The organism is Tatumella ptyseos ATCC 33301, assembly GCF_000735525.1.
GTDB lineage: Bacteria > Pseudomonadota > Gammaproteobacteria > Enterobacterales > Enterobacteriaceae > Tatumella > Tatumella ptyseos.
This window is the reverse complement of sequence record NZ_JMPR01000008.1, coordinates 45,424-69,326: the sequence shown is the minus strand read 5'-3', so window position 1 is coordinate 69,326 and position 23,903 is coordinate 45,424. Positions and strand designations below refer to the sequence as shown.

The window sequence follows — 23,903 nt, the reverse complement described above, 5'->3', positions numbered from 1 at the left end:
TGGATGATTCGCTTTGAAGAGGTCAGTAAAGCATATCTGGGAGGACGCCAGGCGCTTCAGGGCGTAGATTTTCATCTGCGTCAGGGAGAAATGGCGTTTTTGACCGGTCATTCCGGGGCAGGTAAGAGTACCTTACTCAAACTTATCTGCGGGATCGAACGCCCCAGTGCCGGACAAATCTGGTTTAGCGGACATAATATTACGCGTTTACGCAATAGCGAGGTGCCGTTCCTGCGCCGTCAGATTGGTATGATCTTCCAGGATCACCATCTGCTGATGGACAGAACCGTGTATGACAACATTGCTATCCCGTTAATTATCTCCGGCGCCAGCGGTGAAGATATTCGCCGCAGGGTTTCCGCTGCCCTGGATAAAGTGGGTCTGCTCGATAAAGCGAAGAGTTTCCCGATTCAGCTCTCCGGCGGTGAACAACAACGTGTCGGTATTGCCAGAGCCGTTGTTAATAAACCAGCATTATTGCTGGCCGATGAACCGACCGGTAACCTCGATCACGCATTATCAGAAGATATACTGCGTTTATTTGAAGAATTTAATCGCGTTGGTGTCACTGTCCTGATGGCAACTCATGATATGTCTCTTATTTCCCGTAGGAATTATCGTGTTATGACCCTCAGTCAGGGACGATTACATGGGGGAGTGGCATGAAGTTTGGCAAGGGTAATCAGGTAAACCGCCGGGTTAAAAAGGCACCGGCCGCGGCCGCCAGGCCCCGGACGAAGCCAAAACCAAAGCGGGTTTCGAAAGAGAAAGCACTGCGCGGTGGCTGGCAGGAGCAATGGCACTATGCCTGGCGCGGGATGTTGTCTGATATGTTACGTCAGCCACTGGCTACACTACTGACGGTCACGGTCATCGCTATCTCACTGACGCTGCCAAGTGTGTGTTATATCGTCTGGAAGAACGTCGACCAGGCGGCGAACGAATGGTATCCGGCGCCTCAGCTGACGGTCTATTTGTCGAAGACACTCGATGATGATGCTGCGCAAAATGTGATTAATCAGCTGAAACAGACCGAGGGTGTGGAACATGTCGATTATCTGAGTCGCGAAGAAGCCTTGAACGAGTTCCGCAACTGGTCCGGTTTCGGTGGCGCGATGGATATGCTTGAGCAGAACCCATTACCTGCGGTGGCGATTATTACACCGAAACTTAACTTCCAGAACTCAGACACCATGAATACATTGCGTGATCGGGTGGCGAAGGTCAGTGGTATTGACCAGGTACGTATGGATGACAGTTGGTTTGCCCGCTTGTCTGCCTTAACGGGGCTGGTCGGCCAGGTGGCTCTGATGATTGGGTTGCTGATGGTGGTGGCGGTGTTCCTCGTTATCGGCAACAGCGTAAGGCTTAGTATCTTTGCCCGCAGAGATACCATCAATGTACAGAAACTTCTTGGTGCAACGGATGGGTTTATCTTACGGCCATTTGTCTATGGCGGTGCCATGCTGGGCTTATCAGGGGCTTTTGTTTCGCTGATCCTCTCCGAGTTTTTGGTGTTTCGCCTTGAGTCGGTTGTGTCACATGTGGCAAGTGTCTTCAGTACCTCCTTTGATTTAAAAGGATTTTCGTTCGACGAAGCCCTGCTGCTGCTGCTGGTCTCTGCCATTGTTGGCTGGGTTGCCGCCTGGCTTGCGACTGCACAACATTTACGCCGTTTTACACCCCAGTAATCCGGAGTAATGTTTTTTTGCTATAATTATCCTCTGTTGCCATGTGTCGGGGAGCAGAGGATAATTTCCCCGCAGTACCTCCGGTATCTCCGTCGGAATTATTCACAACAAAGAATGAACCTGTGGATAACTTTAGTGTCTTACTGATTAATAGCACGCATTGCTTTCGATCTTTGGGCACGGCTGACATAATGTAGGTGCCGGTTGTGGTAAGGATCAGGCAATATTTTTTAATAATTCTGAGAGGGTTTGAATGACCAAAGAAATGCATGCTTTAGCTATTGCTCCTCTGGGTAATCTGGATGCATATATCCGGGCCGCTAATGGCTGCCCGATGCTGACAGCCGACGAGGAAAAAGCGCTGGCTGAACGGCTGCATTACCAGGGCGATCTGGATGCAGCTAAAAAGCTGATCCTGTCACATCTGCGCTTTGTGGTTCATATTGCTCGTAATTATGCAGGTTATGGCCTGCCCCAGGCGGATCTTATTCAGGAAGGTAATATCGGCCTGATGAAAGCGGTACGTCGTTTTAATCCGGAAGTGGGTGTGCGCCTGGTCTCCTTTGCTGTCCACTGGATCAAAGCAGAAATCCACGAATATGTACTGCGTAACTGGCGCATCGTGAAAGTGGCCACGACGAAAGCTCAGCGTAAGCTGTTCTTTAACCTGCGTAAAACTAAACAACGCCTCGGCTGGTTTAATCAGGATGAAGTCGAAATGGTTGCCCGCGAACTGGGCGTCAGCAGCAAAGATGTGCGTGAAATGGAATCACGGATGGCTGCTCAGGATATGACATTTGACCCGACGCCGGAAGATGAAAGCAGCGAAGGGAAATCGATGGCTCCTATGCTGTACCTGCAGGATAAAGCGTCTGACTTCGCTGATGGTATCGAAGAAGATAACTGGGAAGCCCATGCGGCGGATAAGTTAAGTGATGCTATGCAGGGGCTGGATGAACGCAGTCAGAACATTATCCGTGCCCGCTGGCTGGATGAAGACAGTAAAACAACGCTGCAGGAACTGGCCGATCAGTACGGTGTTTCTGCAGAACGTGTTCGCCAGCTGGAAAAAAATGCCATGAAAAAACTCCGGGTGGCTATCGAAGCCTGATCCGGATATTTTTCAGAAGGGTGGCCTTGGTAGCCGCCCTTTTTTATGGGCTGAAAGCCGCGCCAGCGCCATTTATCATGCCTGATGTTTAACTTCTTCCCCGGCCAACCGGTCCCCCTGTCATTCTTTGGTCATATAACTGACATCTTCAATTAATTTTTCTGTCATTTTTCCGTGTCATTTTAGCTCGCGAATCTCTTAGCGGACAGTTAATGCCACAGGATAAAACTATGTCAGCAATAAAAATACGTCACTATGCAGCAGGGTTGTTACTGGCCTCCGGCCTGAGTAGTAATGCGTTTGCAGTTACTGAAATACCTTTCTGGCACTCCATGGATGGTGCGTTGGGGACAGAAGTTAACTCTCTGGCTCAGCGTTTTAACCAGCAACATCCTGACTATAAAATTGTCCCTGTCTATAAAGGGAATTATGAACAAAGTCTTGCTGCGGGCATCGCTGCTGTTCGTGGCGGAAATGCGCCGGCAATATTACAGGTCTATGAAGTCGGCACAGCAACCATGATGGCATCCCACGCCATTAAACCTGTTTATCAGGTATTCAAAGATGCCGGTATCCCGTTTGATGAAAAACAGTTTGTTCCGACCATTGCCAGTTATTATTCCGATGCGAAAACCGGACAGCTCCTCTCTGAGCCTTTCAACAGTTCGACCCCGGTGCTTTATTACAACAAAGATGCCTTCAAAAAAGCAGGGCTGGATCCTGAAAAGCCGCCGGTGACCTGGCAGGAACTGGCAACAGATGCGGCTGCATTACGTAAGTCCGGAATGAATTGTGGCTATGCGAGTGGCTGGCAGGGTTGGATCCAGCTCGAAGAGTTCAGCGCCTGGCACGGTCTGCCTTTCGCGACAGAGAATAATGGTTTTGATGGCACTGACGCGAAACTGGTGTTTAACGGGCCGGAACAGATCCGTCATATCGAAATGCTGGAACAGATGAATAAAGCCGGGACGTTCACCTATTACGGTCGTAAGGATGAATCTACCGCGAAATTCTATAGTGGTGAATGCGGTATGACGACCGCTTCGTCTGCCTCTCTGGCCGATATTCGCCAGTATGCCAAATTTAACTTTGGTGTCGGCATGCTGCCTTACGATGCAACGGACAAAAAAGCACCGCAGAATGCCATGATCGGCGGAGCCAGCCTGTGGGTGATGCGCGGTCAGAACGCTCAGACGTATAAAGGCGTGGCCGAATTTATGAAGTTCCTGGCCGGGCCTGCGATTGCGGCTGAGTGGCATCAGAAAACCGGCTATCTGCCTGCCACAGTGGCGGCTTATGACCTGACCCGCCAGCAGGGATTCTATAAAAAGCACCCCGGCGAAGATATTGCGATGAAACAGATGCTGAACAAGCCGCCACTGCCATTCACCAAAGGTTTACGCCTTGGCAATATGCCGCAAATCCGTACGGTTATTGATGAAGAACTGGAAAGCGTCTGGACGGGTAAAGAAACCCCGAAAGTCGCGCTGGATAACGCGGTTCAACGTGGAAATCTGTTGCTGGAACGTTTCCAACAGCAGGTTCAGTAACCCCGGCATCCGCAATACCCTCTCAGGCCTTACCGTCAGGCAGGTCCGGGAGGGTAGCTTTTATCGTATTACCGCCTGAGGTCTTCGAACAATGTCATCTTCCCGCCCCGTATTTCATCAGCGTGTTTTGCCTTACCTGCTGCTGTTGCCACAGCTGGCGGTCACGCTTATTTTTTTCATCTGGCCGGCCAGTGAAGCGCTATGGTATTCACTCGAGAATCTGGACCCGTTCGGATTCTCTTCCCGCTTTGTCGGACTTGAAAACTTTTATGAACTGTTCCGGGACCCGTATTACCTGGACTCATTCCGTACGACAATAATTTTCAGTGGCCTGGTGACCGGGATAGGCCTGGTAATTTCACTGCTATTTGCGGCACTGGTGGATCATGTTCTGCGCCTGAAGAAGTTTTATCAGACATTACTGTTGCTGCCCTATGCCGTATCCCCGGCGATAGCCGCCGTACTCTGGATGTTCCTGTTTAACCCGGGGATGGGGGTGTTAAGCCATGCGCTGCAATTAATGGGCTATAACTGGAATCATGCACAAAATAGTGGTCAGGCCATGGTCCTGGTTGTCCTGGCATCCGTCTGGCAGCAGTTAAGTTATAACTTCCTGTTTTTCTTCGCAGCATTACAGGCAATCCCCCGTTCTCTGGTCGAAGCCGCCGCACTGGACGGTGCCGGGCCCGTGCGCCGGTTTATCCATCTTTCTTTGCCATTGATCACCCCGGTGAGTTTCTTCCTGCTGGTCGTCAATCTGGTGTATGCCTTCTTTGATACCTTCCCTGTCATTGATGCGGCGACCCAGGGCGGTCCGGTACAGTCCACGACGACCCTGATTTATAAAATTTATCGTGAAGGGTTCACGGGGCTGGACCTGAGTGCCTCGGCAGCTCAGTCAGTGGTGTTAATGGTGATTGTCATTCTGCTGACGGTCGTTCAGTTCCGGTATATCGAACGTAAGGTGCGCTACCAATGATAGAAAATCGTCGTGGCCTGGATATCTTCAGTCACATCATGCTATGGCTGGGTATCCTGACCATTTTGTTCCCTATTTATGTCGCGGTGGTTGCGGCGAGCATGGATAACCATGAAGTGTTCCAATCCCCGATATCGTTGTTGCCCGGGAGCCATCTCTGGCAAAACATTCATACTATCTGGACGCAAGGCGTCAGCCCCGGGAGCCCGCCTATCGGACATATGTTACTGAACAGTACGATTATGGCATTAGGTATCACGGTAGGTAAGATTTCCATTTCAATCATCTCTGCATTTGCGCTGGTCTGGTTTCGTTTTCCGCTGCGTCAGTTCTTTTTCTGGATGATCTTCATCACGCTGATGTTACCTGTCGAAGTCCGTATCTTTCCGACCGTGGAAGTAGTGTCACAGTTGCATATGCTCAACAGTTATAACGGATTGATATTGCCGATGATGGCATCGGCCACGGCCACCTTTTTGTTCCGGCAGTTCTTCCTGTCGTTACCGAATGAGCTGATTGAAGCTGCCCGTATTGATGGTGCCAGCCCGATGCGGTTCTTCTTTGACATTGTATTGCCGTTATCTAAAACCAATCTGGCAGCCCTGTTTGTGATCACCTTTATCTATGGCTGGAACCAGTATCTCTGGCCCCTGCTCATCACCAGTGATTCACGGATGAGCACCGCAGTGGCGGGCATACGTGGAATGATATCGCTGGGGGATGGCGTGACACAGTGGAACCTGGTAATGGCAGCGATGCTTCTTACCCTGATCCCACCGTTACTCGTCGTGATTATTATGCAGCGTGCCTTTGTGAAAGGCCTGGTAGAAAGTGAGAAATAAGTTATGGCAAGTGTACATTTTCAGGCAGTAACAAAATCGTATGATGGTAAAAACCGGATTATCCAGCCGCTGAATATTACGATTGAAGAAGGCGAATTTATGGTGATGGTCGGTCCTTCCGGTTGCGGAAAGTCGACCTTACTGAGAATGGTGGCAGGTCTGGAGACGGTGAGCTCCGGTGATATTTATATTGATAATCAGTGTGTCACCACGCTTGAACCGAAAGATCGCGGTATTGCGATGGTGTTCCAGAATTATGCGTTATACCCGCATATGACGGTTGAGCAGAATATGGGGTACGGACTCCGCATCCGGGGGATGGGTAAAGAGCAGATCCGCCAGAAGGTCCTGCAAGCGGCTCGCAGCCTGGAACTGGATGCCTTACTGACCCGTCATCCGCGTGAATTATCGGGAGGACAACGTCAGCGCGTTGCGATGGGACGGGCCATTGTACGGGAGCCATCGGTGTTCCTGTTTGATGAACCCCTCTCTAACCTGGATGCACGATTGCGGGTGCAGATGCGTCTGGAGCTGCAGCAACTTCATCAGCGGCTCAAAACCACCAGTCTCTATGTGACCCACGACCAGGTCGAAGCTATGACGCTGGCTCAGCGCGTTATGGTGATGAATAAAGGCATTGTTGAGCAGGTCGGAACACCGGTGGAAGTGTATGAGAAACCGGCAACCACTTTTGTTGCGGCATTTATCGGCTCGCCGGCCATGAATCTGTTGCCGGGGAAAGTCAGTGCTGATGGACGGGATATTATCCTTGACCCGCAGTGTCACCTTCCTCTAAGTCAGCAGCAACCCGGCCTGGCCAACCGGCAGATAACGTTAGGGGTCCGCCCGGAACATATTAAGGTTTGTTCCCGGGAAGCAGGCGGAGTACCGATGCAGGTTGATACACTGGAAATCCTCGGCGCAGATAACTTAGTCCATGGTAAAATCGGGGAACATCGTCTGGTGGTCCGTTTGCCTCATGAGCAACGTCCGCAGCCCGGGTCATTACTGTGGCTGGAGTTTCCGCTGACCGCACGACATTATTTTGACACCACTACAGGACAACGCCTGGTATGAAAACTCAGCCCTGGCCTTACCCGCACATTGTGGCTCATCGCGGCGGCGGAAAACTGGCACCGGAAAATACCCTGGCGGCTATCGACGTCGGGCACCATTACGGGCACACCATGATCGAGTTTGATGCAAAGCTCTCAAAAGATCATCAGATCTTTTTGTTGCACGATGACACCCTGGAACGAACAACCAATGGCCAGGGCATTGCCGGACAACAGAACTGGCAAGCCTTATCGACACTGGATGCCGGTCGCTGGTTCAGCGATACCTTCATCAATGAACCCCCGGCGCTGCTGACACAGGTGGCTGAACGTTGCCGGCAGTACGGGATGAAAGCCAATATTGAAATTAAGCCCACCACCGGGCAGGACGAACTGACCGGTCGTGAAGTTGCCCTGGCAGCCAGAACGTTATGGCTGGGGCAGGTTGCTCCCTTGCTGTCGTCATTTTCACCTCAGGCGCTGGCGGCCGCCCGTGATGCGGTGCCGGAACTGCCCCGTGGCCTGTTACTGGATGAATGGCAGGATGACTGGCAGGCTCTGACGGATGAGCTCGGCTGCGTTGCCCTCCATCTTAATCACCGGTTGCTGGATGCAGCGCGCACCCGGCAGATCAAAGCCGCCGGATTACGTATTCTGGTGTATACAGTAAATGACCCGCAGCGAGCCCGGGAGCTTCTGGAGTGGGGTGTCGATATGATCTGTACCGACTGTATTGATGTTATTGGTCCCGGTTTCACTGCATAAGACGCCAACGGGCGGGCATCTGCAGCACTCAGGGTTGGGTACTGCTGAGTCGTTGTCTCGCCTGCTCCTGCTGCCGGGTGATCGTTTGCTGGATCTTTTGTGATTGTTGTTGCTGTTCGTTATGCAGCTTCATCTGCTCCGTTTGTTGCTGCATTTCCATCTGGTCCTGCATCCGTTTTTGTGACGGATTATATACCGCCCCGGGTTGTGTCGGGTTTAACGGGTTACTACTGACGTCAGCGAAGCAAAGCAGCGGCAGAGCCAGGACCAGGGCCGTGATTACTGGCAGCGGTTTGAGCATGATGTTCTCCCTTCAGATATCACATCAGTAAAGTATAGGTCTGCCTCCGCTATCGGGCAACGAACCGGAAGGGCGGGAGTGTGACGTCGGTGGTTTTCAGCATAGTCTGATGAGGCATAAAGATAAAAAAGCAGAGATCCTGCTTTACAAATAGTAATGATAATGATTATTATTACCACATCTTCACCGGTCATCCTTTGCGGACATCCGGTGGAGAGACGACATTGCTCACATTGCTTCCGGTATTAATTTGCCAGCCTTCGGGGCTGGCTTTTTTTTTACCGCGACCCGGGCCCCCGCCGTGGAATATCATTCATTTTTTTTGAACAGAGGCGTGAACTTTTTCAGCTATTTTTTCTGCGTGATCAGCGTCAGACTGTAAAAAATTAAGGAGTCTGAGATGATTTATTTACGCAAAGCAGAAGATCGTGGTCACGCACAGCATGGCTGGCTGAAGAGCTGGCATACCTTTTCTTTCGCCAACTATTATGACCCTGACTTTATGGGTTTTTCGGCCTTACGGGTTATTAACGAAGATATTATCGCCCCGGGTCAGGGGTTCGGGACACATCCCCATAAGGATATGGAAATCCTGACTTATGTGCTGTCCGGTACGGTAGAGCACCAGGACAGCATGGGGAACAAAGAACAGATCCCGGCAGGAGAATTCCAGATCATGAGCGCAGGCACCGGTGTCCGCCATTCGGAATATAATCCGAGCGCGACGGAGCCGTTGCATCTGTATCAGATCTGGATTATTCCTCAGCGGGCCGGTGTTGAGCCCCGTTATGAGCAGAAACGCTTTGACGACCCCCGGGGCCGGCAATGGGTTTTAACTCCTGATGGCCGGGAAGACTCATTAAAAGTCTGGCAGGATATGACACTGTCCCGGCAGGTCGTGCCGGCCGGCGAGACACAGCATATTTCGCTGGATAGCGGGCGGAATTACTGGGTTCAGGTGGTGAAAGGTAAGCTTGCCATCAATGACCAGTTGATGAAAGCCAGTGATGCACTTGCGCTGACAGAAGAGTCTTCTCTGACACTGCAGGCGGAAGAGGACGCTGAAGTCCTTATCTTCGATTTACCGCCGGTCTGATCAATCACGATAAAAAGTTATGCCCTGTGAGCTGGATCGCTCACAGGGCATTTTTGTACCGGTGTTTAATGGTAAACTCAGGCGACTCCAGACGGGAATGAGTTCCTATGACCATGAAGAAAAAAAGACCGGTACTTCAGGATGTTGCAGACAAACTGGGTGTCACTAAAATGACGGTCAGCCGTTTTCTGCGTAATCCGGAACAAGTCTCCGACGCATTAGGCCAGCGCATTGCTGTTGTGCTGGATGAGTTAGGGTATATCCCTAACCGGGTCCCGGAGATGCTGTCGAATGCGACCAGCAAGGCCATTGGTGTATTACTTCCTTCACTGACCAATCATGTATTTGCGGATGTCCTGAAGGGCATAGAAACCGTCAACGATGCCGCCGGTTATCAGACATTGGTGGCTCATTTCGGCTATCAGGCCGAAAAAGAAGAGCGACAGTTGCGCTCCCTGCTGGGCTGGAATGTCGATGGGGTGATCCTGACAGAGAGAACCCATACACCAGCCACTTTACGAATGCTGGAAACGGCGGGGATTCCGGTGGTAGAAATTATGGACTCTGTCTCGCCCTGTCTGGATATGGCGGTGGGTTTTGATAACACTGAAGCCGCACGGCAAATGGCAGAGACACTTATCCGCCGCGGATACCGCTCAACGGTTTATCTGGGGGCTCGCCTCGATGAACGAACCCTCCGGAAACAGCAGGGATATCAGCGGGCGATGGAAGAGGCCGGGCTTGAACCCCTTTCAGTCATGAGTGCAACTGCCTCCTCGTTTACCACCGGGGCGATATTACTGAAAGAAGCGTTACGGCGATTTCCGCAGATGGACAGCCTGTGCTGTACCAATGATGATCTGGCGGTCGGGGCGATGTTTGAATGCCAGCGTCTGGGGCTGCGTGTACCGGAACAGATTGCGATTAGCGGTTTTCATGGACATGACATTACCCGTGTTGTCTCCCCCGCACTGGCAACAGTAGTCACTCCACGTAAGCAGATCGGTGAAGAAGCTGCAGCCATGTTATTGCAGCGACTCAGAGGAGAAGAGGTCACAGAGCCTGTCCGTGATCTTGGTTTTAAGATTGATACCGGGAGCAGTATTTAACCTGTTTTTATGATTCAGTTCACAGTTTGATATTTTTCACACTTAATGTGTTGCCAGAAAATGAACGACTCATGACAATGTTTTGATTAATTGTTATCGGTAACATTTGTCGGAGCGAACAATGTCTACACCCTCTTCAAAACATTATGTCTTTATTCTGATGGGCGTCTCAGGTAGCGGGAAATCAGTTGTTGCCAACAGGGTTGCACAGCAGTTGCAGACAGCCTTCCTGGATGGTGATTTCCTGCATCCCCGTGCAAATATTCTGAAAATGGCTGACGGGCATCCGCTGGATGACAAGGATCGTCAGCCCTGGTTGCAGGCCATTAATGATGCAGCTTTTGCCATGCAAAGGACTCAGGCTGTATCGTTAATTGTATGTTCCTCGCTGAAAAAAAGTTATCGGGACATCCTTCGTAAAGGTAACAGCAATCTGAAATTCATTTACCTGAAAGGGGACTTCGATACTATCGAATCGCGCCTCAAAGCCCGTAAGGGACATTTCTTTAAACCCTCGATGCTGGTGACCCAGTTCTCGACGCTGGAAGAGCCTGATGCGGAAGAGACCGATGTCGTGGCGGTGGATATCCGGCAGTCCATTGACGAGGTGGTTTCGGCGACTGTCGGAGCGATTAAAGACGCAATTCACTAAGGACTGACAATGATGAGTACCGCAACACTTGTTCTTACGGCGGTGGGGTCAGTTCTTCTGTTGTTACTGCTGGTGATGAAGGCCCGTTTACATGCGTTTGTTGCCCTGATGCTGGTATCGGTCGGTGCCGGGATCCTGTCCGGGATGCCTCTGGAAAAAATTACCGAAACTATGCAGCAGGGAATGGGCGGCACGCTAGGCTTTCTGGCCATTGTCGTGGCGCTGGGATCCATGTTCGGCAAAATACTGCATGAAACCGGTGCGGTCGATCAGATAGCCATGCGTATGCTGAAAACCTTTGGTGAACAGCGCGCACACTATGCTATGGGCATTGCCGGATTCATTTGTGCACTGCCACTGTTCTTCGAAGTTGCCGTCGTACTGCTGATAAGCATTGCCTTCGCCGTGGCAAAACGTACCGGCGGAAACCTGGTCAGACTGGTGATACCGTTGTTTGCGGGCGTTGCGGCGGCTGCGGCTTTTGTTCTTCCCGGTCCCGCCCCGATGCTACTGGCAGCGCAGATGCATGCCGATTTCGGCTGGATGATCTTGTTAGGTCTCTGCGCTGCGATCCCGGGTATGCTGATTGCAGGGCCATTATTTGGCAGTTTTATTGCCCGTCATGTGCATTTCACTTTGCCGGAAGAGAGCTTCCGGCCACCGACTGATCAGCAGACGCTGCCGTCATTTGGTTTCAGCCTGTCCCTGATCCTCTTCCCTTTGGTGCTGGTTGGCCTGAAAACTATCGGAGCCCATTTTGTGGAACAGGGTTCCCGTCTCTATAACATCCTGGAGTTCGTAGGCCATCCCTTTATTGCGATTTTACTGGCGTGTCTGATCACTATTTATGGTCTGGCGCGGCGTCAGGGAATGGATAAGTCCCGTGTGATGCAGATTTGCGGGGAAGCTCTGCAACCGGCGGGCATTATTCTGTTGGTGATCGGTGCCGGGGGGGTCTTTAAGCAGGTGCTGGTGGATTCGGGTGTAGGCCCTGCACTGGGTCATGCCATTGCCGGGGCTGGCATGCCGGTAGCTTTGGCCTGTTTTATTCTTGCGGGGGCGGTACGGATTATTCAGGGGTCAGCAACGGTGGCCTGTCTGACCGCAGTGGGGTTGATTATGCCGGTCATCGGCCCCTTACATTACAACGGTGCACAACTGGCTGCACTGTCCATCTGTATTGGTGGCGGTTCAATTATCTGTAGTCATGTGAATGATGCAGGATTCTGGCTGTTTGGTCGCTTTACCGGAGCAACTGAGGCAGAAACACTGAAGACCTGGACGCTGATGGAAACTATCCTGGGTACCACCGGGGGAATTATCGGCATGATAGCCTTTACGTTGTTAAGCTAATCAGGCGTCTGACAGACTTACTGAGGCGCAGCAGCACAGAACTGCTGCGCCCGGTTTCTAGAGTTTAAGGTAGGCCCGCACACCATCAAGAAACATCTGTGTGGCCAGCATAATCAGGATCAACCCCATCAGCCGTTCCAGCGCATTAACTCCTTTGTCACCCAGCAACCTCAGGAACACCCCGGAAAGTAATAAAATGGTCGAGGTAATCGCCCAGGCGAGGAGCAGAGACAGAACCAGCATGCCCAAAGACCCCGGATATTGATGAGACATCAGCATCAATGTGGCCAGTAATGAGGGGCCGGCGACGAGAGGGATAGCCAAAGGAACCAGAAAAGGTTCTTCACCCGCAGGTAATCCGTTGCCGGAGCCACTGTGCTCTGGTCCGGGGAAAATCATTTTTATCGCGATCAGGAATAAAATAATTCCCCCGGAAATCGACACGGTTTCTGTGCGCAGATTCAGGAAGGCCAGAATTTTTTCCCCGGTGAACAAAAACAGCAGCATGATAACCAAAGCGATTAACAGCTCGCGGATCATCACGATCCGCCGCCGCCTTGGCTCGAGATGTCTGAGTACTGACATGAAGATGGGTAAATTACCCAGCGGATCCATGATCAATAAAAGGAGTACGGTAACGGAAATCATCTCTGTCATGGGGCAGTCTTATCCTTTGGTCAGCGCTGATATTAGTTCAATGATTAAAAAAGCCTGGCGTATCGAATTTATTTACTTGCCAGCGCGTGTGCATTTTGTAGAGTTGGGGGTCATAGGTAAATCTGATTATTACATGCAGGCCGGCTGAGGTGATGGAAAAGATGTATTTCATCAGTGATCAGTTCCGGAGCGGGATATTATTTTCCTGCAGATCGTATAATCTCACGATCGGTTGTCAAGGTTCCTGACAATGCGGCGTAAAAGAACTCAGAATACAGGATAAGCAGGCACAACATGAAAAATGTAGGTTTTATTGGCTGGCGCGGCATGGTGGGTTCCGTACTGATGTCCAGAATGAGTGAAGAGCGCGATTTTGATGCGATCAATCCGGTCTTTTTTTCTACCTCTCAGCATGGGCAGCCGGCACCGGCCTTCGGTGGCCGTCAGAATGGCGTACTTCAGGATGCCAGTGATATTGAAGCACTGCGCGCGCTGGATATTATTATTACCTGCCAGGGCGGTGACTATACCAGCGATATCTATCCGAAGCTGCGGGCGTCAGGCTGGCAGGGGTACTGGATTGATGCAGCGTCCACATTGCGCATGGAAGACGATGCCATCATTATTCTCGACCCGGTGAATCAGAGTGTTATCCAGCGTGGATTAGAAAAAGGTATCAAAACCTTCGTCGGCGGGAACTGTACCGTCAGCCTGATGCTGATGTCGCTGGGCGGGTTGTTCGCCAATGATCTGGTTGAGTGGGCCTCTGTGGCGACTTATCAGGCCGCTTCCGGCGGTGGCGCGCGTCATATGCGTGAATTACTCACTCAGATGGGCATGCTGCATGATCATGTTGCCAAAGAACTGCAAGATCCGGCTTCCGCTATCCTGGATATTGAGCGTAAAGTGACCGAACTGACGCGTTCAGGCACCTTGCCGGGCGATAACTTCGGTGTTCCTCTGGCAGGCAGCCTGATCCCATGGATTGATAAACAACTGGATAACGGTCAGAGCCGTGAAGAGTGGAAGGGGCAGGCAGAGACTAATAAAATTCTGTCGACGTCATCGACGATCCCGGTCGACGGGCTCTGTGTACGTGTCGGTGCACTGCGTTGCCATAGCCAGGCATTCACCCTGAAACTGAAGCAAGATATTTCTCTGCCGGAGATCGAATCATTACTGGCCAGCCATAATGAATGGGTGAAGGTTGTCCCTAATGATCGGGAGTTGTCTATGCGTGAACTGACACCGGCAGCAGTGACCGGAACGCTGACTACACCGGTCGGGCGGTTACGTAAACTGAATATGGGGCCGCAATATCTGTCGGCCTTCACCGTGGGTGACCAGCTACTGTGGGGAGCCGCGGAACCCCTCAGAAGAATGTTACGTCAGTTAGCAGGCTGAGATAACAGGGTTGCCTGACAAAGAATGCAGGCAAAACGAAGGCGGCCACCAGGCCGCCTTCCTGTTTTTATACTGTCTGAAAATTACAGCCCGGCAACCGGTAAAGATGCGGGAAGTACAGAAGGAGTGCGATACCGGGTCTTTAGCCACTCACCGACCCGGGTCTGTTGTTCTTCTGTCAGCCACATCCCCTGTTTTGTCCGGCGCCAGAGCGCATCCTGCGCCTCATGAACCCATTCGTGGTCGGCGAGATAGCGCAGTTCTGCCTCATAAAATTCATGACCAAAGTTTTCGCCCAAATCTTCCAGTCGCTGTGCATCACCCAGTACCTTTTCCGTATTGCTGCCATAGGTCCGGGCGTAGTGCATAGCCATATTCGCGGTGATAAACGGATAGCGGCGACGCAGGCTGGCGGCAAAGTCCTCACGGCTGCCGGAAAAATGGCCGCCGGGCAGCACACTTTCTTTGGTCCAGGCCGGCCCGGCCTTCGGATAATATTTAGCCAGCTTCTCCATCGCATGCTCAGCCAGTTTGCGGTACGTCGTCAGCTTGCCGCCAAACACCGATAGCAAGGGTGCCTTGCCATGCTCATCATGCACATCCAGCGTGTAGTCACGAGTGATTGCCTGAGGGGAGTCGGATTCATCGTCACATAACGGGCGGACACCGGAATAGGTCCAGACAATATCCTCGCGCGTCAGGTGATGACGGAAATGATCATTGAATACCTTCAGCAGATAGTCTGTTTCGTTATCATCTATCGCCACATCTTTCGGATCACCGTGGTATTCCACATCGGTCGTGCCGATAATTGAAAACTCATTCATCCACGGGATCACGAACACAATACGGTGATCTTCATTTTGCAGGATATACGCTTCTTTCCCCTGGTGGACACGGGGAACCACGATATGACTGCCCTTAATTAACCGGATCCCGTAAGGTGATTTAAGCGCCAGACCGTTATCGAAGAATTCTTTCACCCATGGGCCGGCAGCGTTGACCAGGCCTTTCGCCTGCCAGCGGAAGTGTTCACCGCTGTCACTGTCCACCGCTTCGACGATCCATAAACCGTTTTCACGCCATGCCCGGGTGACCCGGGTGCGGGTTCTGACTTCACCCCCGTGGCTGACGACCGCCTGAGCGTTCGCAATCACCATACGGGCATCATCCACCCAGCAGTCTGAGTATTCAAAGCCGCGGTTAATGGCCGGGTCCAGTACAGAATCGGCCCCGAAAGTGATCCCTTTACTGGCGGGCAGACTGGTTCGTTTTCCCAAATGGTCATACAGAAATAATCCCATACGGATCATCCAGGCCGGACGAAGGTGTGGCCGGTGCGGCAGGCGGAAACGCATAGGGAAGGCGAGATGGGGAGCCATTTTCAGTAAAACTTCGCGTTCGGCCAGCGCTTCGCTGACCAGACGGAATTCATAATGTTCCAGATAGCGTAAGCCACCATGAATGAGTTTCGAACTTGCAGAGGACGTCGCACAGGCAAAGTCCCGGGCTTCCAGTATCAGCACTGACAAGCCACGTCCCGCAGCATCTGCCGCAATTCCGGCACCATTGATGCCACCACCGATGACGATCAGATCTTTGGTTTCCACGCGCTTTCCTCCGGAGTTCGGAATAATCAGTCAATGTTCGTTTTCGAACATTAGCATAGGCGAAAACAAACATTGATGCCAATATTTAACCCGATGAAAACATTTTAGCGTGATGCAGATAACAAAATCGGAGGGCAATAGCGCCGATGCTCGTGATTTATCGGATTATCGGGAGAACAAAGATCAGGTTACAATGTGCGGCTGTGAGCTGATTGATTAGAGAGAGTGATATGGAAACCTATGAGTGCATTAACGTTCTGCAGGCAATGGAGAAGTTACAACAGGGCGCTATTCTGGTCGATATTCGCGACCCGCAAAGTTTTGAAGCGGCCCATGTTGCGGAGGCTTTCCATCTGACCAACGGGACTCTGAACAATTTTATGGCAGAAGCGGAATTTGACCAGCCGGTATTAGTCCTTTGTTACCACGGAAACAGCAGTAAAGGTGCGGCTCAATATCTTATTAATCAGGGGTTTGATCAGGTATATAGCGTCGACGGAGGTTTTGATGCCTGGCGGATGGCGTTTCCTGCACAAATCCGTACCGATAACTGTCAGGGGTAATGTCCGGCACTGGGGATAGGTCATGAAATGTATTACGCAGTTTACGAACCCGCGAATGGCACAGGCTTTCGTGGATTATATGGCAACCCGCGGCGTCAGGTTGCATATTGAACAGCAGCAGCACAGTTACGAGCTCTGGCTGGACGATGAAGATCAGCTGACATTAACCGAAAGTGAACTCAGTCAGTTTATGCGCGATCCCAATCATCCCCGTTATCAGGCCGCGAGCTGGCAAAGCGGTACGACCCGGTTACGTATGGAATATCCGCGGGGGCAGTTTCTGACCAATCTTCGTGAACGGGCTGGCCCGCTGACGATGAGTGTGATGGTGAGCTGCATCGCCGTTTTTATTCTGATGCAGATTGCCGGCGATGAAACCGTTTTAAGCTGGTTATCCTGGCCTGACGGACCGGGACAATATTTTCAGGTCTGGCGCTGGGTCAGCCATATTTTTCTTCATTTCTCTCTGCTGCATATCGTCTTCAACCTGCTCTGGTGGTGGTATCTGGGCGGCGCGGTTGAGAAACGGCTGGGCAGTGGAAAGTTATTTGTGATCACTGTCATTTCAGCCCTGTTAAGTGGCTGGATGCAGGCTAAATTCAGCGGGATCTGGTTTGGTGGCCTGTCCGGTGTGGTCTATGCACTGATGGGATATTGCTGGTTACGGGGTGAAAGAGACCCGCAGAGCGGGGTATATCTGGAACGCGGATTAATTGTGTTCTCTATTTTATGGCTGGTGGTCGGGTATTACGGTCTGTTCGGGATGGATATCGCCAATATGGCGCACTTTACAGGTTTACTGGTGGGGCTAGCGATGGCGTTTGCCGATACTCAGGCCCGCAGAAAACAACATTGACGATGAACACAGAAGTCAGGGAAAACCTGCAGAGGAGGGTAGAGTGAAGCAGACTCAGCGGCATGACGTCATTATTGAGCTGGTTAAACGGCAGGGATATGTCAGTACTGAAGAGCTGGTGGAACATTTCTCGGTCAGCCCGCAGACAATCCGGCGGGATCTGAATGATCTTGCAGAGCAGAACCAGATCCAGCGGCATCACGGTGGCGCGGCGTTACCCTCCAGCGCAGAGAATACGGCATGGCATGATCGCCGGATGATGTATTCCGAAGAAAAAGCCAGTATTGCCCGCAGCGTTGCCGCACAGATCCCTGAAGGGTCGACGCTGTTTATCGATATCGGCACCACACCCGAAGCGGTAGCCCATGCTTTACTGAACCATCAGCATCTGCAGGTGGTCACCAATAACCTGAATGTGGCGACGTTGCTGATGGCAAAACCGGAGTTCAGAGTCATTATTGCCGGCGGAGATGTCCGGACACGTGATGGAGGGATCATCGGTGAAGCAACGATGGACTTTATCTCTCAGTTCCGGCTGGACTATGGCATTCTTGGGATCAGTGGCATTGATATGGATGGTACGTTACTGGAGTTTGATTACCATGAAGTCAGGACGAAGCGTGCGATCATTGAAAATTCACGTAATGTGATCCTGGTTACCGACCATTCAAAGTTTGGACGCAATGCGATGGTGAATCTGGGGAATATCAGTATGCTGGACAGCCTGTATACTGACCGTAAACCGCCGGAAGAACTACTCAGGGTTATCCGGCAGCATGATGTCCAGCTGGTGCTGTGCTGATTGATTCAAATATCCACCGTGTTTACACGGTGGATAACGATAATCAGTAGTAAGAGTGTTCACCCGGCTGGTGCTCAGTAAGGTCACGCACCCCTTTCAGTTCCGGGAAGGCAGCCAGCATCTCTTTTTCGATCCCTTCTTTCAGGGTGACATCAACCATTGAACAGCCGTTGCATCCGCCGCCGAATTGTAAAATCGCATACCCGTCTTCGGTAATTTCCATCAACGAGACTTTACCGCCGTGGCTGGCAAGCTGTGGGTTAATCTGTGCCTGTAACAGATACTCCACCCGATCAATCAACGGGGCATCATCCGCCACTTTACGCATCTTGGCATTCGGTGCTTTCAGCGTGAGCTGTGAGCCCAGGTTATCTGTCACGAAGTCGATTTCGGCATCTTCAAGGTAAGGGGCACTCAGTTCATCGACATACGCGGTCAGGCGCTCATAGTTAAGCTCTGTATCGGTACTTTCCACCGCATCGGGTGGGCAATAGGAAACACCACACTCTGCACTGGGCGTCCCCGGATTGATCACGAAAACACGAATCTGGGTGCCTTCTTCCTGTTTAGCGAGCAGTTTCGAAAAATGCTCCTGGGCAGTGTCAGTAATACGGATCATAGTATGGCTCAATAGTTGACTGAAACAGTGGGTAATAATACGCCCATCACCGTGACTCTACAAGGTGCGGCACAGGCACCAGACCTGGACACTGGCCGCCCCTGCACGGGTGAGCAAGAGTGATATTTCGCCTGCTGTGCTGCCGCTGGTGACAACATCGTCCACCAGCGCCACATGGCGTTCGGAAAAGTCGAACTCCGTGGCAAATGCATGACGCAGATTACGCTTTCTTTGCTGAATACTCAGCCGGTGTTGTAATGCCGTTTTCCGGGTACGTATCAGCGCTTCCGGCGCATACTCACAGGATAGCCAATAGGCTAAGGGTTGCGCGAGTAATGCGGACTGATTAAATCCCCGCTGCCATCGCCGCTGCTTGTACAATGGTGAACACACCAGAATATCCGGTTTTCTCAGGCCACAGACTCTGCGCTGCTGTAACCAGCTTAGCAAAATCAGTCTGGCAAACATCACCTGCAGTGCGGTACATCCTGAAAACTTGAACTTATGCAGTAACCGGCTGAGCGGCGGGAGATAATCACTGACGCAGACCAGCCGGTGCCAGGGCGGAGGGTTGAGTAAACAGCGGCCACAGGCCTCCGTCCCCGGTGCTGCAGGTAAACCACAGCGATAGCATAACGGCGGGAGTGGGGGCAAGCGGCGCTGACAGGCACTACAGATCCCGCGCCCCGGCGAAGACACGGGTAGCTGGCACAGCCAGCAATTACCTTTTAAAGTGAAAATGCTAACCTCTTACTTTTAACCGGAGTACTTCATTATGTCGCTTTACTGGCACCGTTGCGGAGAAGGAAAAACGGATCTTGTGCTATTGCACGGCTGGGGTTTGAATGCCGAAGTATGGTCTGGCGTCCTGGAGAGATTAAGACCGCATTTCCGGTTACACCTCGTCGATCTGCCTGGCTATGGCCGCAGTCAGGGCTATTCTGCGATGACGCTGGAGGAGATGACCGGGACATTACTGCCACATTTACCGGAAAATGCGCTCATTGCCGGCTGGTCTTTAGGCGGCCTGGTCGCGACCCGGGTGGTGCAGATCGCGCCACAGAAAGTACGCGGATTGGTCACTATCTCTTCTTCCCCCTGTTTCAGTGAACGGGAGCAGTGGCCGGGGATAAAGCCGACCGTGCTGGAAGGGTTCAGACAACAACTGAGTCTGCATTTTGAAAAAACCGTAGAACGTTTTATGGCGTTACAAACCCTGGGAACCGGCTCCGCCAGACAGGATGCGCGGCAACTCAGGGAAGTTATCCTGTCGCAACCTTTACCGTCAGCCGATGTACTTAACGGGGGGCTTTCTATTCTGCAATCCGCAGACCTCCGGGCCGGACTCTCCGCGTTGAAGGTTCCGGTGCTGCGTATCTACGGTGCGCTGGATGCGCTGGTGCCGGTAGCGATAGTCCCTAAGGTGGACCAGTACACCGGACACGGCCAGTCACTGATCATTCCTAAGGCCGGACATGCGCCTTTTATTTCTCATCCTGAGCTCTTCTGCCAACAGCTGATCGATTTTTCATCTGATTTGTAAAAGTTTGACCCGGTGAACAGTCTGTTTTTTAGACGTTTGCGCATAATCCGGTCGGACAACCTCATTTACCTCTGTTGTCTGATACTGTCTGACTGCTCCTGACATGGTTGATGTGTCAGGGGCTGCCTGTTCTTACGTATTTTATAAAACCAAAAGTAAGAGGCTTACCCTATGAATATATTGAAATTTTCGTTAACTGCATTCGTCGCGGGTGCAATGTCTTTTTCAGCATGGGCTGCAGAAGAGGTGACCAAAGCGGAAGTGGACAGTCAGCATCTGGAGAAGATAGGAACGATTACGACCACCTCGAAAGCGACTTCTCCGCTGGATGCCAAAGCAGAGTTATCCAGGCAGGCCGATGAGAAAGGGGGGCGTTATTTCAGAGTCATTTCCGGACGTGAACATGGCCGTATCAGTGCCACGGCGGAAGTTTATAAATAGTGTCTTTTACACAGGCGGCCTTCAGCCGTCTGTGCTTTACCGTTTATCTTCTGATGCGGTCGGGGTGTCTTTTTTCTGCCTGCAGTTGCATACTTTCAGACAGATTCATTGTCTGCCGGCCAGTTTGCCGGGGTCCCGTATTAACCATCAGAAGGTCAGATATGAGCCAGGTAATAACAGTTATTGCATCAATTACAGCAAAATCGGGCGAAGAAAAAGTGGTCGCTGAAGCCTTAAAAACGGCTGAGAAAGAAGTGCAGGGTGAGCCCGGGTGTGAATCTTATGTCTTACATCGAAATATCAGCCAGCCGCAACAATTTATTATGCTGGAGCGCTGGAGTTCACGTCAGCACCTGGATGAACATGAGAAAGCACCGGCATTTCAGAAGCTGGCTGCAGCACTGAATAACCGTGCTTCGCTGGACGTTATTCTCTCGCAGGAAGTCAGTGCGGGCTGAATAGCGGAAAAAAGCTCCCTGAACGGGAGCTTATCAGATTAACGTTTTTTGCCAAATGCAGCGGCCAGAGCATCTTCCATTGCGCTGTTGCCTGTGGCTTTAGGACGTGTTTTCCCGTTGTTCTGACGGGCTGCAGGGCGTGGCTGACCTGCAGGTGCGGCACCGCCTCCCGGTTTGCGTGTTTCGCCGGGTTGCTCATCCAGACGCATTGTCAGGGCGATACGTTTACGTTGCAGGTCGATATCCATGACCTTGACCTTGACGATATCCCCGGCTTTCACGACCTTGTGCGGGTCTTCGACAAATTTATCCGACAGGGACGAGATATGCACCAGACCGTCCTGGTGGACGCCGATATCCACAAAAGCCCCGAAGTTCGTCACATTGGTGACCGAGCCTTCCAGTACCATCCCCGGCAGTAAGTCAGCCATCGTATCGATACCTTCAGCAAAGGTCGCTGTTTTAAATTCAGGACGGGGATCCCGGCCCGGTTTTTCAAGCTCTTTTAAGATATCGTTAACGGTCGGCAACCCGAAGCGTTCATCGGTAAATTCTGAAGGCTTCAGGGCATGAACGGCCTGACTGTTACCCATTAATTCCTGCAGACTCTGCGCGGTTGCCTGCAAAATGCGTTCAACCACCGGATAGGCTTCCGGGTGAACGGTAGACGCATCCAGCGGGTTTTCACCCTGGCTGATCCGCAGAAAGCCGGCACACTGTTCAAAGGCTTTTGGCCCCAGACGGCTGACTTTCAGTAACTGCTTACGGTTTCTGAAACGGCCATTTTCATCCCGCCAGTCGACAATATTCTGTGCCATCATCCGGCTCAGTCCGGCAACGCGGGTCAGCAGGGGAACGGATGCCGTATTCAGGTCAACGCCGACGGCGTTAACACAGTCTTCCACCACGGCGTCCAGTTTTTTCGCCAGCTGACTCTGACTGACATCATGCTGATACTGTCCGACCCCGATAGATTTGGGTTCAATTTTCACCAGCTCCGCCAACGGGTCCTGTAAGCGGCGGGCAATGGAAACGGCGCCACGCAGTGAGACATCAAGATCAGGGAACTCAAGGGCGGCCAGTTCAGAGGCTGAGTACACTGAGGCACCCGCTTCGCTGACAATAACCTTCTGAGCCGTTACCTGCGGATACTGTTTTTGCAGCTCGAGGAAGAAGCGTTCTGTCTCCCGGGAGGCGGTACCATTACCAATAGCCACCAGATCAACCTGATAGCGGGTACATAACGCCGCCACACTGGCAGCGGCTTTGGCCGTCTGTCCGGTGTGCGGATATACCGTGTCGGTGGCTACCAGTTTACCGGTAGCATCGACAACGGCGACTTTTACGCCGGTACGCAGGCCGGGATCGAGCCCCATAGTCGGGCGCATACCGGCCGGAGCCGCCATTAGCAGATCATTCAGGTTACGGGCAAAGACATTGATCGCTTCATCTTCAGCCCGCTCTCTGAGTGTGCCCATCAGTTCGGTTTCCAGATGCAGCAGAATTTTTATCCGCCATGTCCAGCTGATAACAGCCTTTCTCCAGCGGTCTGCTGGCGCATCATTGAAAATGACCTGTAAATGTTCTGCTATCAGTGTCTCTCCATAACTCTCCCGCGGTGGCTCATCGCTTTGCGGATCCGGGTTCAGAGAAAGCTGCAGGATACCTTCGTTACGCCCGCGGAACATGGCCAACGCACGGTGAGAAGGGATTGACGATAACAGTTCGTGGTGATCAAAGTAGTCGCGAAATTTCGCGCCTTCTTCTTCCTTTCCTGCCACGACTTTCGATACCAGGTGGGCATTTTTAGACAGATAATTACGGACTTTCGCCAGCAGAACGGCGTCTTCCGCAAACTTTTCCATCAGTATGTAACGTGCACCGTCCAGCGCTGCCCGGGTATCTGCGATGCCTTTATCCGCATTCACATAAGACTGCGCCACGCTCTCAGGATCCTGATCCGGCTGCTGCCATAACAGGGTCGCGAGGGGTTCCAGACCGGCTTCAATGGCTATCTGTCCACGGGTGCGGCGCTTCGGTTTATAAGGGAGATAGAGATCTTCGAGTTCAGTTTTGCTCAGGGTTGTGTTCAGCGCATCGGAGAGTTCCGGTGTCAGCTTGCCCTGTTCTTCAATGGACCGGAGGATGGTCTGGCGGCGATCTTCGAGCTCACGGAGATAACCCAGCCTGGATTCTAACTGGCGTAGCTGTGTATCATCCAGCCCGCCTGTAACTTCTTTACGATAGCGTGCAATAAATGGCACGGTATTCCCTTCGTCCAACAGATGCACTGCAGAATTGACCTGCTCTGCACGCACCTGAAGTTCACCGGCAATAATTTGGCTTAGCGAATTTTTCATCTTTAGCATCAGATTTCTGCGAGGTTGGTTTCCAGCGGACAGTTATACGGACTGAGCCGTTAAAATGCCAGTAGCACCGCTGCCTT

The 23,903-nt window shown here is 51.9% G+C and carries 26 protein-coding genes; 20 read left to right on the top strand and 6 right to left on the bottom strand.

Annotated features, from left to right (window positions below; genetic code table 11):
• Positions 1-3: 3 nt before the first annotated feature.
• From ftsE to ugpQ, 8 genes are all read left to right on the top strand, one after another.
• Entirely contained in the window at positions 4-666 is a 663-nt protein-coding gene (ftsE, locus tag GTPT_RS02230; RefSeq protein WP_025901527.1) for a cell division ATP-binding protein FtsE, read from the top strand.
• Positions 663-1,691 carry a permease-like cell division protein FtsX gene (gene ftsX, locus GTPT_RS02225; protein WP_029991045.1) on the top strand — a complete coding sequence of 343 codons (1,029 nt, stop codon included), beginning with the start codon at positions 663-665 and terminating at the stop codon, positions 1,689-1,691. Before ftsE ends, ftsX begins: the two co-directional genes overlap by 4 nt.
• Before the next feature lie 253 nt (positions 1,692-1,944).
• Positions 1,945-2,802 carry an RNA polymerase sigma factor RpoH gene (gene rpoH, locus GTPT_RS02220; RefSeq protein ID WP_025901525.1) on the top strand — a complete coding sequence of 286 codons (858 nt, stop codon included), beginning with the start codon at positions 1,945-1,947 and terminating at the stop codon, positions 2,800-2,802.
• A 230-nt stretch (positions 2,803-3,032) separates the two neighbouring features.
• The gene (gene ugpB, locus GTPT_RS02215; RefSeq protein ID WP_025901524.1) at positions 3,033-4,352 is read left to right on the top strand and encodes a sn-glycerol-3-phosphate ABC transporter substrate-binding protein UgpB; all 1,320 of its coding nucleotides are present in this window, start codon (positions 3,033-3,035) and stop codon (positions 4,350-4,352) included.
• Between the two features lie 91 nt (positions 4,353-4,443).
• Entirely contained in the window at positions 4,444-5,331 is an 888-nt protein-coding gene (ugpA, locus tag GTPT_RS02210; RefSeq protein ID WP_025901523.1) for a sn-glycerol-3-phosphate ABC transporter permease UgpA, read from the top strand.
• Positions 5,328-6,173 (top strand): sn-glycerol-3-phosphate ABC transporter permease UgpE, encoded by an 846-nt coding sequence (gene ugpE / locus GTPT_RS02205; RefSeq protein WP_025901522.1) that lies wholly within the window; start codon positions 5,328-5,330, stop codon positions 6,171-6,173. Before ugpA ends, ugpE begins: the two co-directional genes overlap by 4 nt.
• 3 nt (positions 6,174-6,176) lie before the next feature.
• Positions 6,177-7,250 carry a sn-glycerol-3-phosphate import ATP-binding protein UgpC gene (locus GTPT_RS02200; protein ID WP_025901521.1) on the top strand — a complete coding sequence of 358 codons (1,074 nt, stop codon included), beginning with the start codon at positions 6,177-6,179 and terminating at the stop codon, positions 7,248-7,250.
• On the top strand, positions 7,247-7,993 hold the full coding sequence (gene ugpQ / locus GTPT_RS02195) for a glycerophosphodiester phosphodiesterase (RefSeq protein ID WP_025901520.1): 747 nt from the start codon (positions 7,247-7,249) through the stop codon (positions 7,991-7,993). Before GTPT_RS02200 ends, ugpQ begins: the two co-directional genes overlap by 4 nt.
• Positions 7,994-8,021: 28 nt before the next feature.
• On the opposite strand, the gene GTPT_RS02190 is transcribed toward ugpQ, so the two are convergent.
• Entirely contained in the window at positions 8,022-8,294 is a 273-nt protein-coding gene (locus GTPT_RS02190) for a DUF2756 domain-containing protein (protein WP_025901519.1), read from the bottom strand.
• A gap of 400 nt (positions 8,295-8,694) precedes the next feature.
• On the opposite strand from GTPT_RS02190, the gene GTPT_RS02185 reads away from it, so the two are divergent.
• From GTPT_RS02185 to gntU, 4 genes are all read left to right on the top strand, one after another.
• Positions 8,695-9,390: a pirin family protein gene (locus tag GTPT_RS02185; RefSeq protein WP_025901518.1), complete on the top strand. Its 696-nt coding sequence runs from the start codon at positions 8,695-8,697 to the stop codon at positions 9,388-9,390.
• 113 nt (positions 9,391-9,503) lie between these two features.
• Positions 9,504-10,499 (top strand): gluconate operon transcriptional repressor GntR, encoded by a 996-nt coding sequence (gene gntR, locus GTPT_RS02180; protein ID WP_025901517.1) that lies wholly within the window; start codon positions 9,504-9,506, stop codon positions 10,497-10,499.
• Positions 10,500-10,620: 121 nt separating this feature from the next.
• The gene (gene gntK / locus GTPT_RS02175; RefSeq protein WP_025901516.1) at positions 10,621-11,151 is read left to right on the top strand and encodes a gluconokinase; all 531 of its coding nucleotides are present in this window, start codon (positions 10,621-10,623) and stop codon (positions 11,149-11,151) included.
• 12 nt (positions 11,152-11,163) lie between these two features.
• Complete coding sequence (gntU, locus tag GTPT_RS02170; protein WP_029991044.1) at positions 11,164-12,504, top strand: gluconate transporter; 1,341 nt, start codon at positions 11,164-11,166, stop codon at positions 12,502-12,504.
• 57 nt (positions 12,505-12,561) lie between these two features.
• Here the strand turns inward: gntU and GTPT_RS02165 are convergent, their stop codons facing one another.
• Complete coding sequence (locus GTPT_RS02165; RefSeq protein WP_025901514.1) at positions 12,562-13,161, bottom strand: YhgN family NAAT transporter; 600 nt, start codon at positions 13,159-13,161, stop codon at positions 12,562-12,564.
• Here GTPT_RS02165 and GTPT_RS17635 point away from each other — a divergent pair.
• Positions 13,094-13,309: a hypothetical protein gene (locus tag GTPT_RS17635; protein ID WP_162139947.1), complete on the top strand. Its 216-nt coding sequence runs from the start codon at positions 13,094-13,096 to the stop codon at positions 13,307-13,309. The genes GTPT_RS02165 and GTPT_RS17635 overlap by 68 nt on opposite strands.
• A 146-nt stretch (positions 13,310-13,455) precedes the next feature.
• Entirely contained in the window at positions 13,456-14,565 is a 1,110-nt protein-coding gene (gene asd, locus GTPT_RS02160) for an aspartate-semialdehyde dehydrogenase (protein WP_025901513.1), read from the top strand.
• A gap of 83 nt (positions 14,566-14,648) precedes the next feature.
• Here the strand turns inward: asd and glpD are convergent, their stop codons facing one another.
• Positions 14,649-16,175, bottom strand: coding sequence for a glycerol-3-phosphate dehydrogenase (glpD, locus tag GTPT_RS02155; protein WP_025901512.1), 1,527 nt, complete (start codon positions 16,173-16,175; stop codon positions 14,649-14,651).
• Between the two features lie 230 nt (positions 16,176-16,405).
• On the opposite strand from glpD, the gene glpE reads away from it, so the two are divergent.
• From glpE to GTPT_RS02140, 3 genes are read left to right on the top strand one after another with little or no spacing between them, the layout of a single operon-like run.
• Positions 16,406-16,738, top strand: a complete 333-nt coding sequence (gene glpE, locus GTPT_RS02150) for a thiosulfate sulfurtransferase GlpE (protein ID WP_029991042.1) — start codon at positions 16,406-16,408, stop codon at positions 16,736-16,738.
• Positions 16,739-16,760: 22 nt separating this feature from the next.
• A complete protein-coding gene (gene glpG, locus GTPT_RS02145; protein WP_029991040.1) occupies positions 16,761-17,594 on the top strand; it encodes a rhomboid family intramembrane serine protease GlpG in 834 nt (277 codons plus the stop codon).
• 43 nt (positions 17,595-17,637) lie between these two features.
• Complete coding sequence (locus tag GTPT_RS02140) at positions 17,638-18,396, top strand: DeoR/GlpR family transcriptional regulator (RefSeq protein ID WP_025901509.1); 759 nt, start codon at positions 17,638-17,640, stop codon at positions 18,394-18,396.
• Positions 18,397-18,439: 43 nt separating this feature from the next.
• On the opposite strand, the gene nfuA is transcribed toward GTPT_RS02140, so the two are convergent.
• A complete protein-coding gene (nfuA, locus tag GTPT_RS02135; RefSeq protein WP_025901508.1) occupies positions 18,440-19,015 on the bottom strand; it encodes a Fe-S biogenesis protein NfuA in 576 nt (191 codons plus the stop codon).
• A gap of 57 nt (positions 19,016-19,072) precedes the next feature.
• Positions 19,073-19,756, bottom strand: coding sequence for a DNA utilization protein GntX (gene gntX, locus GTPT_RS02130; RefSeq protein WP_029991038.1), 684 nt, complete (start codon positions 19,754-19,756; stop codon positions 19,073-19,075).
• A gap of 31 nt (positions 19,757-19,787) precedes the next feature.
• On the opposite strand from gntX, the gene bioH reads away from it, so the two are divergent.
• The 3 genes from bioH (at position 19,788) to GTPT_RS02115 (ending at position 21,457) form a co-directional block, all read left to right on the top strand.
• Complete coding sequence (gene bioH / locus GTPT_RS02125) at positions 19,788-20,558, top strand: pimeloyl-ACP methyl ester esterase BioH (protein ID WP_025901506.1); 771 nt, start codon at positions 19,788-19,790, stop codon at positions 20,556-20,558.
• Between the two features lie 171 nt (positions 20,559-20,729).
• The gene (locus GTPT_RS02120; protein ID WP_025901505.1) at positions 20,730-20,999 is read left to right on the top strand and encodes a YdgH/BhsA/McbA-like domain containing protein; all 270 of its coding nucleotides are present in this window, start codon (positions 20,730-20,732) and stop codon (positions 20,997-20,999) included.
• A 161-nt stretch (positions 21,000-21,160) separates the two neighbouring features.
• On the top strand, positions 21,161-21,457 hold the full coding sequence (locus tag GTPT_RS02115; RefSeq protein WP_025901504.1) for a putative quinol monooxygenase: 297 nt from the start codon (positions 21,161-21,163) through the stop codon (positions 21,455-21,457).
• A gap of 38 nt (positions 21,458-21,495) precedes the next feature.
• Here the strand turns inward: GTPT_RS02115 and GTPT_RS02110 are convergent, their stop codons facing one another.
• Entirely contained in the window at positions 21,496-23,817 is a 2,322-nt protein-coding gene (locus tag GTPT_RS02110; RefSeq protein WP_025901503.1) for a Tex family protein, read from the bottom strand.
• Positions 23,818-23,903 lie beyond the last annotated feature (86 nt).

Coding starts and splice junctions, on each gene's coding strand:
- ftsE (WP_025901527.1), top strand. CDS start 4: ATGATTCGCTTTGAAGAGGTCAGTAAAGCATATCTGGGAGGACGCCAG.
- ftsX (WP_029991045.1), top strand. CDS start 663: ATGAAGTTTGGCAAGGGTAATCAGGTAAACCGCCGGGTTAAAAAGGCA.
- rpoH (WP_025901525.1), top strand. CDS start 1,945: ATGACCAAAGAAATGCATGCTTTAGCTATTGCTCCTCTGGGTAATCTG.
- ugpB (WP_025901524.1), top strand. CDS start 3,033: ATGTCAGCAATAAAAATACGTCACTATGCAGCAGGGTTGTTACTGGCC.
- ugpA (WP_025901523.1), top strand. CDS start 4,444: ATGTCATCTTCCCGCCCCGTATTTCATCAGCGTGTTTTGCCTTACCTG.
- ugpE (WP_025901522.1), top strand. CDS start 5,328: ATGATAGAAAATCGTCGTGGCCTGGATATCTTCAGTCACATCATGCTA.
- GTPT_RS02200 (WP_025901521.1), top strand. CDS start 6,177: ATGGCAAGTGTACATTTTCAGGCAGTAACAAAATCGTATGATGGTAAA.
- ugpQ (WP_025901520.1), top strand. CDS start 7,247: ATGAAAACTCAGCCCTGGCCTTACCCGCACATTGTGGCTCATCGCGGC.
- GTPT_RS02190 (WP_025901519.1), bottom strand. CDS start 8,294: ATGCTCAAACCGCTGCCAGTAATCACGGCCCTGGTCCTGGCTCTGCCG.
- GTPT_RS02185 (WP_025901518.1), top strand. CDS start 8,695: ATGATTTATTTACGCAAAGCAGAAGATCGTGGTCACGCACAGCATGGC.
- gntR (WP_025901517.1), top strand. CDS start 9,504: ATGAAGAAAAAAAGACCGGTACTTCAGGATGTTGCAGACAAACTGGGT.
- gntK (WP_025901516.1), top strand. CDS start 10,621: ATGTCTACACCCTCTTCAAAACATTATGTCTTTATTCTGATGGGCGTC.
- gntU (WP_029991044.1), top strand. CDS start 11,164: ATGAGTACCGCAACACTTGTTCTTACGGCGGTGGGGTCAGTTCTTCTG.
- GTPT_RS17635 (WP_162139947.1), top strand. CDS start 13,094: ATGGGTAAATTACCCAGCGGATCCATGATCAATAAAAGGAGTACGGTA.
- GTPT_RS02165 (WP_025901514.1), bottom strand. CDS start 13,161: ATGACAGAGATGATTTCCGTTACCGTACTCCTTTTATTGATCATGGAT.
- asd (WP_025901513.1), top strand. CDS start 13,456: ATGAAAAATGTAGGTTTTATTGGCTGGCGCGGCATGGTGGGTTCCGTA.
- glpE (WP_029991042.1), top strand. CDS start 16,406: ATGGAAACCTATGAGTGCATTAACGTTCTGCAGGCAATGGAGAAGTTA.
- glpG (WP_029991040.1), top strand. CDS start 16,761: ATGAAATGTATTACGCAGTTTACGAACCCGCGAATGGCACAGGCTTTC.
- nfuA (WP_025901508.1), bottom strand. CDS start 19,015: ATGATCCGTATTACTGACACTGCCCAGGAGCATTTTTCGAAACTGCTC.
- GTPT_RS02120 (WP_025901505.1), top strand. CDS start 20,730: ATGAATATATTGAAATTTTCGTTAACTGCATTCGTCGCGGGTGCAATG.
- GTPT_RS02115 (WP_025901504.1), top strand. CDS start 21,161: ATGAGCCAGGTAATAACAGTTATTGCATCAATTACAGCAAAATCGGGC.
- GTPT_RS02110 (WP_025901503.1), bottom strand. CDS start 23,817: ATGAAAAATTCGCTAAGCCAAATTATTGCCGGTGAACTTCAGGTGCGT.